Genomic DNA, 14,284 nt, shown 5'->3' with positions numbered 1-14,284 from the left:
GGACGGCCAACCCGGCTCAGGCTACTCGCTGGTCCGTCACGAGCGCCGATATGCCGTCCATCCGGCCCGCGTCAGCCGTTCGACGAGTCCGTCCGCGCCGTCCGGATCGACCGCGATCTCGACGATGCCGGCGGGGGCGTCCAGGCTGTGCTCGAACGGCCCGACGTCCTCGATGTTGACGTCCCACCCGCCGATCACGGCGAACAGCGCCGCGAGCTGGCCGGGACGGTCGTCGAGCACCACACCGACCCAGCCCCACGGAAGTGCCCGGGCGCCGGCCTTGCGGGGCAGCAGCGACCGGCCGTGCCGCCCGCCGTGGATCGCCGCCGTGACCGCCTCGACCACCTCGTCACGGGTCCCCTCTGCGAGCACGTCCGCGAGGTGGGTGAACTCCCGCCCCAGCCGGCGCACGCGCTCGGCGATGGGCCCGCGGTTGCCCTCGATGATCGACGCCCACAGGACGGGGTCGCTGTCGGCGAGGCGGGTCGTGTCCCGGAAGCCCTGGCCGGCGAACGGCAGGTCGTGCGAGTCGAGGCCGAGCAGGCTCCCGGCGAGCACGCTCGCCACCAGTTGCGGAACGTGCGAGAGGACGGCCATCGCGGCGTCGTGGCGCTCGGGGGTGGTGCGCACCGGTGTCGCGCCGCAGGCAAGGGCGAGGGCGGCGGTCGCCGCGATCGCGTCCGCGCCGGTGTGGGCCACCGGGCAGACCGCCCACACCCGCTCGGCGAACAGGTCCGCGCGGGCGGACACCGCCCCGTGCCGCTCCCGCCCGGCGATCGGATGGGCCGGGCACCAGGCCCCGAGATCACAGCCGAGCTGGACGGCCTCGACCAGCGGGCGGGTCTTCACGCTGCCGGCGTCGCTGACCGTCGTCGCCAGGCCGCCGCGCTGCAGGTCACGCAGCTCGGCGGCGACGGTGGGCAGCGGCGTGGCGATCACCGCGTGGTCGACCCGCTCGCCCTGCCAGGGCCGGCCGGCGCCCATCGCCTCGGCGAGCTTCACCTGGGCGCCGTCGGAGTCGCGCAGGAACACCTCCACGCCGCGCCCGGACAGTGCCAGCCCGATGCTCGTGCCGATCAGCCCGGACCCGACGACGGCCACCCGGCGCAGCTCGGGCAGGTGCGCCGGATCCCACGCGGGCGAGCCCCCCGCGGCCGCCTCGACCCCCGGGCGGACGTAGGGCGGCGAGAACCGCCCGGCCGCCGTGGGGGGCTCGCCGGGACTCACAGCCCGGTCGCCTTGTAGAGCGCCCCCACCTCGTGCCGGGTGAGATGGCGGGCGCGGCCGGCCCGCAGCGTGCCGAGCGTCACCGGGCCGAACGAGACCCGGACGAGGCGGTGCACCGGGTGCCCCACGGCCTCCATCATGCGGCGGACCACGTGCTTGCGGCCCTCGTGCAGGGTGAGCTCCATCATGACCCGGGACGCGGCGACGTCGACGATCCGGGCGGCGTCGACCGAGACGGGGCCGTCCTCGAGGGTCACCCCCGAGCGCAGCCGGCGCGGGACGTCGCGACGGACCGGGCCGCTGATCTCGACCAGGTAGGTCTTCGGCACGCCGAAGGACGGGTGGGTGAGCCGGTGGGCGAGATCGCCGTCGTTGGTGACGAGCAGCAGGCCCTCGCTGTCGCCGTCCAGCCGGCCGACGTGGAACAGGCCGACGGAGCCGAACTCGGTGAGAAAGTCGGCGATGGTCGGCCGGCCGCGGTCGTCGGACATCGCCGACAGCACACCGCGCGGCTTGTTCAGCGCCAGGTGCACCAGCCCGGTGCGGGTGACGACGCGCTCGCCGTCGACCTCGATCACCGCCGTCTCCGGGTCGACCCGACGGCCCTGCTCGCGGACCACCTCGCCGTCGACCCGGACGCGACCGGAGTCGATCAGTTCCTCGTTGTGCCGGCGAGAACCGATGCCGGCGGAGGCCAGCACCTTCTGCAGACGGATGCCCTCGGACGCCGGGTCCCGGCGGCGGGTGCCGGGGGACTCGGATTCGGTGCCGTTCATGACGCCACGATGTCATCGACATCGTCCACACCCGGCAGCAGGGGTGCGAGCGGGGGCAGTTCGTCCAGGTCACGCAGGCCCATGCGTTCCAGGAAGTAGTCGGTGGTGCGGTACAGGATGGCTCCCGACTCGTGGTCGTGGCCGCATTCCTCGACGAGGTTGCGGGCGGTGAGGGTACGGATGACGCCGTCGGCCGAGACCCCGCGCACCGCGGAGATCCGGCCGCGGCTGACCGGCTGCTGGTAGGCGACGATCGCCAGCGTCTCCAGCGCGGCCTGGGAGAGGCGGGCGGACTGGCCGGCCAGCACGAAGCGCTCGACCCACGGGGCGCACTCGTCGGCCGTGTACAGCCGCCAGCCCCGACCCACGTGGCGCAGCCGGAAGCCGCGCCCGTCCCGCTCGTACTGTGCGGCGAGCTCGGCGAGCAGCGCCTCGACCCGCCGGGCGGGGATGTCGAGTGCGGTGGCGAACTCGGCCACGCCGACCGGGTTCTCCGCGACGGTCAGCACCGCCTCGACGAGCGCGATGTCGGATGGCCGCTCGCCCGCGGGCGGAGCCGGCGGCACCCGCGGGCCCGGCGACCGGGGCGGAGCCGGCGACCGGGGCGCGGGAACCGCCCCGTTCGTGCCAGCGGGCGCGCCCGTGCCGGTGGGCCCGTCGGTGCCGGCGAAGCCGTCGGCGCCGACTGGCCCGTTGGTGGAATCAGGGGTCACGCGGTCGGTCTCCTCGGTCGCCTCGGCCGGCGGCGGCCGTCGAGCGGATCGTCCTCAGCTCCGGTGCCCTCCCCCGCTCCGGCACCGGCACCGGCGGCGGTGTCCCCGGCGGGGGCGGTGCTCACCACAGGGGCGAAGGGCTCGTCCGGCTCATCCTCGCCAGAGTAGAGCGAGGCACCGACAGGACGGTCGTCGTCCTCGGGGCGCGCGACCCAGCGGACGATGAGCTCACCGAGCGGGCGCTCCTGCTCGAAGACGATCCGGCCCTCCCGGAACAGCTCCAACAGGGCCAGGAAGCGCGCGACGACCTCTATCGTCTCGGCCAGGCCCGCACACAGCGCGGTGAACGACGCGGCACCCAGCTCCCGCAGCATCCCGATCACCGCGATCATGTGCTCGCGGACGCTGACCCGGGGCAGGTGGACGTGGTCGGTGGCCACCTGCGGGGGCAGCGGCGGCTCACGCAGCCGGGCGGCGAGCGCGGCGAGCTCGGACGGCCCGATGCTGATCTGCACCTCGGGCAGCGCGGCGGCGTAGCGCGGCTCCAGCGGCACCGCCCGCGGGACGAACCTCGACTCCAGCGCCATCATCGCGGTGAAGATCGCGGCGGCCTCCTTGTAGGCCCGGTACTGGAGCAGCCGGGCGAACAGCAGGTCACGGGCCTCCAGCAGGGCGAGGTCCTCGGCCTCGTCGTCGGAGATCGCGCCGGGCAGCAGGCGGGCGGCCTTCAGGTCGAGCAGCGTCGCCGCGATCACCAGGAACTCGGTGGCCTGGCCGAGGTCGAAGTGCTTGCCCAGCCGCCTGATGTGCGCGACGAACTCGTCGGTCACCTGCGACAGCGCCACCTCGGTGACGTCCAGCCGATGCTTGGCGATCAGCGAGAGCAGCAGGTCGAAGGGGCCGGAGAAGTTCTCCAGCTCGACGACGAACGGCTCGGTGCGCCCGCCACGCGCGGTCGGCGCGGCGGCCCCGGCGGCCTTCATCGGCCTGGCGGGTCCGGTGGACCCTGTGGGAGCAGTGGGCCCGTTGGGCACCGGTTCGTCCTCTGCCGGGCCGAGCACGCCCACACCGGTGGCCGTGTCTGTCCCGGACGAGCTCATACGGCCACGTTACGCCCTGTGACGTATCGTCCCGACGTGCACACCGGCCGCACCCACCTGGGCCCGCCTACGGCAGATCGATCCCGATCAGGGAGCCCAGGCCGCGGGTGAGCGGCCAGATCAGCTGACCGATCACCGACGGGAACCCGGGGAACAGCACCGGCAGGATGATCACCGCGAGGAGGATCACCACCCCGACGTTGCCCTCGGCGAGCCGGTGGTTCGCCTTGCGCCAGCCCTCGGACTGCGGGCCGAGCAGGAACAGGATGCGCCCGCCGTCCGTCGGCGGCACCGGGACGAGGCTGAGGATGCACAACGACCCGAAGGTGATCGCCATCCACAGCAGCAGCTCCACCGAGAAGGTGCCGCCGACGATCTCGGCCGCGCGGTCCCCGGTGTCGATCACTGCGCGCTGCGTGAGCGCGCGTGCGCCGGCGAGCGACGCGAGCGCGAGCAGCGCGTAGGAGAGCGGGCCCGCGAGCAGGGCGGCGGCCACGTGGAAACGGCGCTTGCGCCAGACGTCGTTCATCCGGATCGGCTCCGCCCACCCGGCACCGCCGATGAGCACGCCGACCCAGCTGAACGGGCTGATCCGCTGGGTGCCCACCCCGGCGGTCAGCCGCCCGGAGCGCCTCGGGATCGGGTCACGGGCCAGCCGGGCCGCGAGGATCTGCGCACCGTCGTGGACGACGATGCCGATGACGAAGGCGAGCACGATCCCGAGCAGCGCCGCGGGCTCGGCGAGGTGAAACAGCACGGCTTGTCGTCCGTCCCCGATCCGTCGTCCTACCTCCAGGACCCGCCGACCGGGTCCCGCTGCCTACCGGCCCACCGGCTGGCCGACAGGTCAGCCGGGCGGGCCGGCCCGGGTCACCCGACCGCGGGCGGCGTCGCGTAGCGCGCCATCAGCTCCCGGGCCAGCCGACGGTATCCGGCCGCACCGACAGATGTCGGCGCGTAGGTCGTGATCGGCTCCCCGGCCACGGTGGTCTCCGGGAACCGTACCGTCCGGTTGATCACCGTGTGGAAGACCTCTTCGGGAAACCGCTCGACGACCCGGGCGAGCACCTCGCGAGCGTGCAGCGTACGAGCGTCGTACATGGTCGCCAGGATGCCCGCGAGCTCCAGGCGGGAGTTCAGCCGCTCGCGCACCTTGTCGATGGTCTGCAGGAGCAGCGCCACCCCGCGCAGCGCGAAGTACTCGCACTCCAGCGGAACCATGACGGCGTCGGCGGCCGTCAGGGCGTTGACCGTGAGCAGGCCCAGCGACGGCTGGCAGTCGATGAGGATGACGTCGTAGACGTCCATCACCGGGGCGAGGGTGCGGGCCAGGCTGTGCTCGCGGCCGACCTCGGTGACCAGCAGCACCTCGGCGGCCGACAGGTCGATGTTGCTCGGCAACAGGTCGAGGCCCTCGACCTGGGTCTCGACGATGGTGTCCTGGATGTCGGCGTCGCCGCCGAGCAGCAGATCGTGCACGGTGACCTCGAACTGCATCGGGTTGATGCCCAGGCCCACCGAGAGCGCACCCTGGGGGTCGAAGTCGACGAGCAGCACCCGCCGGCCGTACTCGGCGAGCGCGGCCCCCAGGTTGATCGTGCTCGTGGTCTTGCCCACGCCGCCCTTCTGGTTGCACATGGCGACGACCCAGGCGGGGCCGTGTGAGCTCAGTGCCGGCGGGACGGGGAACACCGGCATCGGACGCCCGGTCGGACCGGGCTTGCCGACACCCTCGTCGGGTTCCTCGCCCCCGACCTCAAGCCGGCCGTCCTCGGACAGGCGGGGCTCGCCGACCGTCACCTCACCGTAGTAGCGGCGGCCCGGCGGACCGGAGACCGCGGCGGAGTCGGAACGGACCACGGTGTACCTGCTCCTCACGACTGCTCGGGCAGTCCCTGCGTGAATACTTCTGGTTCGGGTGCCCCTGCTTCGGCTGTCTCAGCTTCGGGTGCGTCCGCATCAGCTGATACCGCATCAGCTGTTACAGCGTCGGCTGTTACTGCTTCCCGGCGGAGGTCTCCTCCTGTGACGAGCAGAAACGGACCGGTTGGAGCGTACCGACCCGGACCCGGTATCGGCGGTCTCGGGGGCCGCCAGTCGGCGTGTCGCGTTCCTCGCCTCATGTGTGACTCGAACTTCGGTGCCCACCCGGCGCGTTTCGCGGCGATATCTGCGGTACTTCATCTTGCGCTCCATGTACCCGAAGCGCACGTTGCCGCACACCGTCGCCTACGTCACCGCGTACCCGCCGCCTACGTCGCCGCCGCCGGACCGGACGCCGCGGGCGCAGAGCCGCTCCCCCGCCCGCCGGCTCCGGTTGCGCGACGACATTGCGGTGAGATGACGGTCGGGTGTTGGCTGACGTCCAGGTGAGTCGGTGATGACACGGCGATGGTGAAAGGGAGTGCCATGACGGATGGCCCGCAGGCAGTGACGGTGGAGGCGGTCGTCGCGGTCGAGAAGGGCGCGCCGGTGGCGCTGACACGGATCATCGTGCCGCCGCCGGGCCCCGGGGAGGCCCGGGTCCGGGTGCAGGCGTGCGGGGTGTGCCACACCGACCTGCACTACCGCGAGGGCGCGATCAACGACGACTACCCGTTCCTACTCGGCCACGAGGCGGCCGGGACGGTCGAGTCCGTCGGCGAGGGGGTCACCTCGGTCGCCCCGGGTGACTACGTGGTGCTGGCCTGGCGGGCGCCGTGCGGGACGTGCCGGTCGTGCCTGCGCGGGGCGCCCTGGTACTGCTTCGACTCCCGCAACGCCGTCAACCCGATGACGCTGCAGGACGGCACCCCGCTCTCCCCCGCGCTGGGCATCGGCGCCTTCACGCCGCTGACACTCGTGGCCGCCGGGCAGTGCGTCAAGGTCGACCCGGCCGTTCCGCCGCAGGCGGCGGGCCTGATCGGCTGTGGGGTCATGGCCGGCTTCGGCGCCGCGGTGAACACCGGACGGATAACCCGCGGCGAGACGGTCGCCGTCTTCGGCTGCGGCGGGGTCGGCGACGCGGCCATCGCCGGCGCGTCGGTCGCCGGCGCGCGCCGGATCATCGCCGTCGACGTGGACGACCGCAAGCTCGAGTGGGCCCGCGGGTTCGGCGCGACCCACGTCGTGAACTCCCGGAACGAGGACCCGGTGGAGGCCGTGCGGGCGCTGACCGACGGCAACGGGGCGGACGTCGTGATCGAGGCGGTCGGCCGCCCCGAGACCTACCGACAGGCCTTCTTCTCCCGCGACCTGGCCGGACGGCTGGTGCTCGTCGGCGTGCCCGACCCGTCGATGACCGTCGAGCTGCCGCTCATCGAGGTGTTCAGCCGCGGCGGCTCGCTGGCGTCGTCCTGGTACGGCGACTGCCTCCCGACCAGGGATTTCCCGATCATCATCGACCTGCATCGCGGTGGCCGGCTCGACCTGGCCGCGTTCGTCACCGAGACGGTCGGCATCGGGGACGTCGAGCGGGCCTTCGAGCGGATGCGGCGAGGTGACGTGCTGCGCAGCGTCGTCCTGATCTGAGCGCCCTCCCGTTCCGGTGAATCCGGACGGGTACAGCGGGCCGACGAAGTGCCTCAGGGGCAGGCCGGACGGGTACGGTCGTCCCGGGTCGGCCGGTGCACGAACCGGCGCGGAGAGGAGTTTCCTGTGGCGGTCAGCGGCGGTCAGCGGATCGATCGGGTGATCACCCGCGGTGACTTCACCCTCGACGGCCAGTCGTTCACCGTCGACAACAACGTGTGGCTCGTCGGTGACGAGCAGTCGGTGGTCGTCGTCGACGCGGCCCACGACCCGTCCGTCATCGAGGCCGCGGTGGACGGCCGGCGGGTGTCCCTGATCATCGCGACGCACGGCCACAACGACCACATCAACGCGGCTGCCGAGCTGGCCGACCGGGTGCGCGCCCCGATCGCGCTGCACCCGGCCGACGCGGTGCTGTGGCGGCAGGTCTACCCCGAGCGCGGGCCGGACGAGGCGCTGCGCGACGGCCAGGTGATCCCGATCCCGGGCGGTTCCCTGCGCGTGCTGCACACCCCCGGCCACTCCCCGGGCGGCGTCAGCCTGTTCGGGGAGATCAACGGCGACCCCGTGCTGTTCAGCGGGGACACCCTGTTCCGCGGCGGCCCGGGGGCGACCGGCCGGTCGTTCTCCGACTTCCCGACCATCCTGAGCTCCATCCGGGCGAAACTGCTCACCCTGCCCTCCGGGACGGTCGTGCACACCGGCCACGGCGACGACACGACCATCGGCGAGGAAGCCGTGGACTACGACGACTGGGTGCTCCGCGGCCACTGAGCTATTCCGGTGCGGCGATCACCGTGAAGCCGTCGGCGGCGCGTTCGAAACAACCCGCGTTTGAACGTGAAGGCGGCGCGCCTGTCGTGCGGTACGCGGTGTGCGGGACCGGCCGTTCCCGCGGGATTTCCCGCCGAGATCCGAGGCGGGATCAGAGCCGATCAGAGCCGGGATCAGATCAGCGTTCGTGCGCCGCATTCGCCGGGCTGATCGCCTTCGTATTCGCCTGGGCATCGGCGGTAACGAACCACCGGTCGAGGCGAAGGCGAAGTCCACGAAACCCGGACAGATCATGATGACCGGCGCGACCGGCCGGCAGAACACACCGGCAGAACCAGCGGATCGGCTGATCCGTGCACCCGGCCCGGTTCACCCGGTCGAGCTCGATCTGTCGGGTGAGGCGGGCCGGGTGGCGGAGCGGAAGGGTCAGCCGGCTCGGGCGGCTCGGGCGGCTCAGGCGGCTCGGTCCTCCCGGCGGAGCTGGCGCAGCTGCCGGCGCAGCCTGATCTGTGGGATCACGCCGATCAGAAGCCCGACCAACAGCCCCGCGGCGGCGGAGGCGGCCAGCGCGGCGGCCACCGACATCACCTGGGTCGACCCGAACAGCCAGATGCTCACCCGCTGGTCGTTCTTCACCACGAACACGATGACCGCGATGGCGATCAGCAGCACCAGCACGGTGATCGCGTAGGTCGAGTAGGCGACGCCCCGGCGGGCGGCCCGGCCGGCCCCGCGACCGGTGGGCCCGGTACCGGTGCCTGGCGCGCCGGGAACCGCTCCGGGCACCGCCGGCGGAACGGCACCGGACGCAGGCGGCGCCGGCGGGACCGCGCCGGCCGGCGGGTACGAGCCCGGGACGGAGGTCGGCGGGCCTCCGACCGGAACGCCCGCGGCCGGCCCGGAGGCCACCGGACGCGGCTGCTCACCCCCGCCACCTGGCTGCTGTGGTGCCGTCATCGCCCGCCCCCTACCCATCGGTACCTGTCGGGCCGCGCGGTCGGGAGTCGCTCCCCCCCGCCGCCTCACCCCGTGCCCGAAGTCTAGGACGGCCAGTGCCATATGCTGAGCAGCGCGGACGAGTTGGCCGGACGGTCGCGTCGGTACCGGGGCGCGAGCCCGGGTGCCGCCGAGGAACGTCCGGGCTCCACAGGGCGGGGTGGTGGGTAACGCCCACCCGGGGTGACCCGCGGGACAGTGCCACAGAGAACAGACCGCCGGTGCCGCCATGGCGCCGGTAAGGGTGAAACGGTGCGGTAAGAGCGCACCAGCGCCCGGGGTGACCCGGGCGGCTAGGTAAACCCCACCCGGAGCAAGGCCAAGAGGCCCCGGCCGGTCACGGTCGCGGGCTGCGCAGGCGTCTGAGGGCTGCTCGCCCGAGCCTGCGGGTAGGCCGCTGGAGGCCGTCGGCAACGGCGGTCCTAGATAGATGACCGTCACCGGCAAGCCGCGAGGCGACCCGGAACAGAACCCGGCGTACAGGCCGACTCGTCCGCCCCATCACAGCTTGCGACCTGGTCGCACTGCGCGCGGTCCTGGCGCCGATCGTCTGGCGGGTCGTCACCCGACCCACGGCGCAGGAGCGGATCTGCTCCCGCGGCGCCGGCGTGGCCGGTGGCAGACGTCGGGCTGGCTCCCGCGGCCTGCGGTTCGGGCCGACGCCACCCCTGGCGCCAGCGATCGTGACGCCCCTGTCCTCAGGCCGGCCGACGCGGACCCCAGGCGGTCAGCCGGCGGTGCCGTCGGCGCAGAGGCGGGGGCGGGTGACCTGGAACGCGGTCCCGGTGGGATTGATCTGGACGAAGGCATAGCAGTTGAGCGGCTGCGTGCTGTTGGTGGTCAGGTTGACGGGTTCGATCAGGCCGCCCGCGTCGTAGCCGGTGACCTTCCGCAGCGCGCCGATGAAGCCCTCGCGGGTGGGGCAGTCGCCGGCCAGGTCGAGCCCACGCAGGAACATGTCGCTGTAGACGTACGCATGCAGGGCGAACTGCTGGTCGGGCTCGACGGTTTCGGGTGCGTAGCGGGTCATCGCCGCGCGGTGGCGGTCGATGGCGGCGCCGCCGACCTCGAAAGGACGGGAGTACACCGGGAAGGAGACACCCGCGAGCTCCTGTCCCAGCACGGGTAGCACCGCGCTGTCGTAGCCGGTGAACGAGACGGTGGTGGCGAGTCGCAGGTTCGCCGCGCGGGCGGCCTGCACGACGTCGGCCATGTCCTCAGGGGTCGTGAAACCGATCAGCGCGTCGGCGCCGGCAGTGGCCAGCTCCCGAACCACCCTGGCAGGGCTGTCGCTGCCGCGGGCGTAGGAGATGGCATCGGTCGAGGTCAGCCCGATCGACTGGAACGCGGTCCTGTACCACGTGACGGCATCCACCGTGGACGCCGGAGTTCCCGTGGTCAGGATGCCGACCCTGCTGCCGCCGTTGGCCCGGACGTAGCGGCCGACGGTCTCAGGGGAAGCCTCGTACATGTCGGAGAACAGGTTCGGGTATTCGGCCCAGGACTGCAGACCGAAGCCGACGACGGGAACCTTTTGCGCCGCGAGGCTTTCCAATGAGCTACCGAGAGCGGTGGTGACCGTCACGAGACCGAAGACCCCTTCGTCCCGGAGAAGTTCCTCGGTGACGGTGGCGCTCTGGGCGAGCGTGTTCGTATCGTCACGCCACTCGTAGACAACCTTGCGGCCGTGTATCCCGCCCTCAGCATTGACCAGGCCGATTCTGGCGTCCACTCCGGACCGGGCCGAGGCGATCGCGGTGCTTCCCATGCCCGACTCGGAGTACACCAGACCGAGCTTCACCTGGTCGGACGTCACCCCGGGGCTGGTGCAGGCGGCTCGTGGGCTCCCGGCGCTCGAACCCGGGGAGCAGCTCGTCAACCCGGTGGCAACGACCACAGCCGTGAGCCCCGACAGCGTCCTGACGCGACCTAAACCCACGCTTTCCTCCACGGAAGACAAACTGGGGATGACGTTCTACGGCGCGGCGAGCCACGCCGTCCATTCCTCAGAAATTGTACTCCGTCTAAATTATCGATCCAATTCAACCGGCAAGGAGGCATAGCCGGAACACGCAAAGGAAGGCTGTGAGTACAGAACGCAGGGTCAGGTAGTAAGGCGGGGCGGCCGCCAGGTCCGGAGACGTTCGTCGAGGTCGTCGAGGAGGGAGTGCCATCCGAGGTAGCCGCGGGCCTCGCCGACGAACCGCTCGGCGCGCCCGCCGATGACGATGCTCGGGCGGTGGCGGGAGATGTACAGCGCCTCGTCGACCAGCTCGACGGCGTGGTCGAGGTCCCGCCGCTTGGCCGCTGCGGTGGCCGCGGCGATCCGGGTCATCGAGCGGAGCCCGGTGGCGCCTACGGCGTCCAGGTGGTGGATCGCCGCGTCGGTGTAGACGCTCGCCGCGCCCGGCATACCGAGCTCGACGTACGCGGCCGCCGACAGCTCCGACAGCGTCAGCACGTGCAGCGTGTCGATCGAGAACCCGGGGCGGCCGAGCTGTTCGGCGCTCAGTGTTCCCGCGATGCTCCAGGCCCGGCCGACCGCCTCGTGCACCGCCCACCGGTCACCGAGAGTGCCGTGCGCTCGAGCCTCGATGGCGGCGGCGCGGGCCGCGGCCGGGCTCCCGCGGCCGACCAGGGCAGCTCCCGACGCCGCGAGCGCGACCGCGTCCGCCGGCCGGCCGGCCTTGCGCGCCAGCGACGACTGCCACAGCCGCACCCAGCACATCAGCTCCTCGTCGCGGGCCTCGGCCGCGTGCACGAATGCCTCCTCGAAGGCGAGGACGGCACCGGGCAGGTCGCCGAGGTCGTGCCGGGTGGCTGCCCAGAGGGCGACGAGCCGGCCGGCGGCCCGGTGCAGCCGCAGCCGCGTCGCCTGCGGAACGACGTCACGCTGCAGCAGCGAGCGGACGACGGGGAGGTGACGGCGCAGGTGGACGGCGGTCGCCCCGATCGGGGCCCGCTCGTAACCCGCGGTGAGCTGGGCGACCCTGTCGTCGAGGTGGTCGAGCACATCGCTGGACGGGCTCATGCCGCCGCCTCGCGGGACGAGGAGGTCCAGCGGGAACAGGACGCCGACCGCGATGAGTCGACGCCGCGAGGTGGCGTCCATCGATTGCGTCCTCCGCTGTTTCCTCCACCGGCTCCGCCGGATCCACCGAGTGGCACGGTGGCGGGCGTCTGATGTGTCCGAAGTGGCGTGATCCGGGACGGTGTCATCCGAGGTGGTGCTGTCCGAGGTGTGACGGTCCAAGGCCCCCGTGCTTGGCGCATGTCCCGAATCCTGCGAGCCCGGAGGCATTCCGTCACCCTCAGGTACCACGCAAGGACACAGATCGGCCTCGCGGCCGTACGCACACGTGTCCGACCGCTCCGTCTCTGCTGGTCCCGGCCCGGAACGTTCGGTCCCGGCAGGCCGTTCGGTCCCGGTCGTGGACGTTCGCGGGAACCGGATCGGCGCGGCGGACCAATACGTAATGTGAACAGACACCCACCCGGAAACCCGGCGGCGAATTCCGGCATCAGCGACGACCGAGCTGGTGAGGCATGACGGTGATCCCGACCGACGCCGACCTGCTCGTGCGGTCCTGCGTGAGCCCGAGGTCTTCGCCGACCTCTTCGAGCGCCACGGTGACCGGGTGCACCGGTACCTGGCCCGGCGGGCCGGGCCGGACCTCGCCGAGGACCTGGTCTCCGACACCTTCGTCGCCGCCTTCGAGCAGCGTTCCCGGTTCGACCCGGCGCGCGGGCCGGACGGCGCGCTGCCCTGGCTGCTGGGCATCGCGACCAGGATCTTGCAGGGCCACCGGCGGGCCGAGGCCCGGCGCTGGCGGGTGTTGGAGCGGGCACTGCCCGACCGGCCAGAGCCCGCGGCGGCGGACCGGGTCGCGGACCGCGTCGACGCGAACGCCACCGTCCAGTCCCTGGTCCGCGCGCTCGCCGAGCTCCCCGACGGCGAGCGGGACGCGCTGCTGCTCCTGGCCTGGGGAGACCTGCGGTACGAGGAGATCGCGACCGCCCTCGCCGTGCCCGTCGGCACCGTCCGGTCGCGCATCCACCGGGCCCGCAACCGGCTGCGCGCCACGCTGGCCGCCGATCCGCTGGCCGCCAGGTCGGCCCCGACCCGCTCCGACTTCCGTCCTTTTCTGGAGAGTGAGCCATCATGACCGACGACCTCGACCTGCTGACGCGGCTCGGCGCAGACGTGCCGCCGCTTTCGGCGGAAGGCCGGGCCCGGGTCCGCACGCGGCTGTTCGCCGCTGCGGCCGGGACCGCGAACGCGCCCACGCACGCTGAATCGAACGCGGTAATGGGAGCGGACGGCGCGCGTCCGTCGCGCCGGGACCTCCTGGAGCGGGTCGACGGCCCGGGAACGCCGCCGCGACGCCGGCGCCGGGTGCTGCGTCTCGGTGTGGTCGGGGCGGCCGCGGCCGCCGTGTCGCTGACCGCCGCGCTGGTGCTGCCGGGATCGGCATCCCCCGCCTACGCGCTGAGCGAGGAGCCGGACGGGACGGTGAAGGTCCAGATCAACGAGTTCCGCCAGGCCAAGCAGCTGGAGGCCGACCTGCGGGCGGCCGGGATCAACGCGGTCGTCGACTTCGTCCCGATCGGCCAGACCTGCCAGCAGCTGCGTGGCGGCGGTGCACCCCCGGCGGGCAGTGACGTCACGCCGCCGGCGGAGGGTGGCGTCTCGAACGGCGGCCAACCCCCGGATTCCGCGCCCGGCACGGTGGCCGAGGGCGCCGATCCGGCCGGGACCGGCGCCGCCGAGCGGGGAGCGGTCGGCGGCGACCCGAACGGATCCGGCGCGCGGGACCGGAACGGACAGGACCCGAGCGGGCAGACCCAGGCGGGGGCTCCGGCCGAAGCCGGAGAAGAGCCCGCCGTCCTGACCGTCGACGCCGGGCCGGAGGAGTCGACCGCGTTCGAGGTCACCCGGGGTGCGCTCAAGCCCGGCCAGTCACTGGTGATCGTCGGCAGCTACGACGAGGCGGACCCGAGCCGCCCGGGCACGATCTCCTCGGCCGTCGTCGAAGGCCAGGTCGCGCCGTGCACCCCGGTCCGCGCCGGCGGGGCGGGGGCGCAGCCCGGGCTCGGCACCGGGGTCGCTCCCAGCGGTGCCCCGGGTGGCGCACCCGGCGGCACCGAGCACTGAGCACCCGCGCCGCGGCCAGCCGGGCTGCGTACC

The 14,284-nt window shown here is 72.9% G+C and carries 13 protein-coding genes and 1 other RNA gene; 5 read left to right on the top strand and 9 right to left on the bottom strand.

The annotated features are described in order from the left end of the window. Positions 1-36: 36 nt before the first annotated feature. The 6 genes from E0504_RS25045 to E0504_RS25020 form a co-directional block, all read right to left on the bottom strand. On the bottom strand, positions 37-1,227 hold the full coding sequence (locus E0504_RS25045) for a prephenate dehydrogenase (protein ID WP_112107815.1): 1,191 nt from the start codon (positions 1,225-1,227) through the stop codon (positions 37-39). Continuing rightward, a complete protein-coding gene (locus E0504_RS25040) occupies positions 1,224-2,003 on the bottom strand; it encodes a pseudouridine synthase (RefSeq protein ID WP_071063746.1) in 780 nt (259 codons plus the stop codon). The genes E0504_RS25045 and E0504_RS25040 overlap by 4 nt, the downstream gene beginning before the upstream one ends. Further along, positions 2,000-2,716 (bottom strand): SMC-Scp complex subunit ScpB, encoded by a 717-nt coding sequence (scpB, locus tag E0504_RS25035; RefSeq protein WP_020462537.1) that lies wholly within the window; start codon positions 2,714-2,716, stop codon positions 2,000-2,002. The genes E0504_RS25040 and scpB overlap by 4 nt, the downstream gene beginning before the upstream one ends. Next, entirely contained in the window at positions 2,713-3,816 is a 1,104-nt protein-coding gene (locus E0504_RS25030) for a ScpA family protein (RefSeq protein ID WP_131625954.1), read from the bottom strand. Before E0504_RS25030 ends, scpB begins: the two co-directional genes overlap by 4 nt. 67 nt (positions 3,817-3,883) lie before the next feature. Beyond that, complete coding sequence (locus tag E0504_RS25025) at positions 3,884-4,573, bottom strand: M50 family metallopeptidase (protein ID WP_112107812.1); 690 nt, start codon at positions 4,571-4,573, stop codon at positions 3,884-3,886. Between the two features lie 113 nt (positions 4,574-4,686). Beyond that, positions 4,687-5,676, bottom strand: coding sequence for a ParA family protein (locus E0504_RS25020; protein ID WP_112107811.1), 990 nt, complete (start codon positions 5,674-5,676; stop codon positions 4,687-4,689). A gap of 549 nt (positions 5,677-6,225) precedes the next feature. Here E0504_RS25020 and E0504_RS25015 point away from each other — a divergent pair. Both E0504_RS25015 and E0504_RS25010 read left to right on the top strand, forming a co-directional pair. Next, on the top strand, positions 6,226-7,326 hold the full coding sequence (locus tag E0504_RS25015) for an S-(hydroxymethyl)mycothiol dehydrogenase (RefSeq protein ID WP_112107810.1): 1,101 nt from the start codon (positions 6,226-6,228) through the stop codon (positions 7,324-7,326). Between the two features lie 126 nt (positions 7,327-7,452). Further along, on the top strand, positions 7,453-8,100 hold the full coding sequence (locus E0504_RS25010) for an MBL fold metallo-hydrolase (protein WP_112107809.1): 648 nt from the start codon (positions 7,453-7,455) through the stop codon (positions 8,098-8,100). Between the two features lie 453 nt (positions 8,101-8,553). On the opposite strand, the gene E0504_RS25005 is transcribed toward E0504_RS25010, so the two are convergent. Further along, positions 8,554-9,057 carry a lipopolysaccharide assembly protein LapA domain-containing protein gene (locus E0504_RS25005; RefSeq protein ID WP_071063760.1) on the bottom strand — a complete coding sequence of 168 codons (504 nt, stop codon included), beginning with the start codon at positions 9,055-9,057 and terminating at the stop codon, positions 8,554-8,556. Positions 9,058-9,176: 119 nt separating this feature from the next. On the opposite strand from E0504_RS25005, the gene rnpB reads away from it, so the two are divergent. Continuing rightward, positions 9,177-9,592, top strand: an RNA gene (rnpB, locus tag E0504_RS25000) — RNase P RNA component class A. Positions 9,593-9,823: 231 nt separating this feature from the next. Here the strand turns inward: rnpB and E0504_RS24995 are convergent. Continuing rightward, complete coding sequence (locus E0504_RS24995; RefSeq protein ID WP_243657607.1) at positions 9,824-11,035, bottom strand: ABC transporter substrate-binding protein; 1,212 nt, start codon at positions 11,033-11,035, stop codon at positions 9,824-9,826. 165 nt (positions 11,036-11,200) lie between these two features. Then, positions 11,201-12,208 carry a hypothetical protein gene (locus E0504_RS24990; RefSeq protein ID WP_235014342.1) on the bottom strand — a complete coding sequence of 336 codons (1,008 nt, stop codon included), beginning with the start codon at positions 12,206-12,208 and terminating at the stop codon, positions 11,201-11,203. 427 nt (positions 12,209-12,635) lie between these two features. On the opposite strand from E0504_RS24990, the gene E0504_RS24985 reads away from it, so the two are divergent. Together E0504_RS24985 and E0504_RS24980 are read left to right on the top strand one after the other, a co-directional pair. Continuing rightward, entirely contained in the window at positions 12,636-13,262 is a 627-nt protein-coding gene (locus tag E0504_RS24985; protein ID WP_200835390.1) for an RNA polymerase sigma factor, read from the top strand. Then, positions 13,259-14,251 carry a hypothetical protein gene (locus E0504_RS24980; RefSeq protein WP_131625953.1) on the top strand — a complete coding sequence of 331 codons (993 nt, stop codon included), beginning with the start codon at positions 13,259-13,261 and terminating at the stop codon, positions 14,249-14,251. Before E0504_RS24985 ends, E0504_RS24980 begins: the two co-directional genes overlap by 4 nt. Positions 14,252-14,284: the final 33 nt, after the last annotated feature.

It is taken from the genome of Parafrankia sp. BMG5.11 (genome assembly GCF_004337455.1).
Note: the sequence above shows the minus strand (reverse complement) of the source record. Positions and strands in the feature narration are given on the sequence as shown.

Coding starts and splice junctions, on each gene's coding strand:
- E0504_RS25040 (WP_071063746.1), bottom strand. CDS start 2,003: ATGAACGGCACCGAATCCGAGTCCCCCGGCACCCGCCGCCGGGACCCG.
- E0504_RS25030 (WP_131625954.1), bottom strand. CDS start 3,816: ATGAGCTCGTCCGGGACAGACACGGCCACCGGTGTGGGCGTGCTCGGC.
- E0504_RS25015 (WP_112107810.1), top strand. CDS start 6,226: ATGACGGATGGCCCGCAGGCAGTGACGGTGGAGGCGGTCGTCGCGGTC.
- E0504_RS25005 (WP_071063760.1), bottom strand. CDS start 9,057: ATGACGGCACCACAGCAGCCAGGTGGCGGGGGTGAGCAGCCGCGTCCG.
- E0504_RS24990 (WP_235014342.1), bottom strand. CDS start 12,208: ATGGACGCCACCTCGCGGCGTCGACTCATCGCGGTCGGCGTCCTGTTC.
- E0504_RS24980 (WP_131625953.1), top strand. CDS start 13,259: ATGACCGACGACCTCGACCTGCTGACGCGGCTCGGCGCAGACGTGCCG.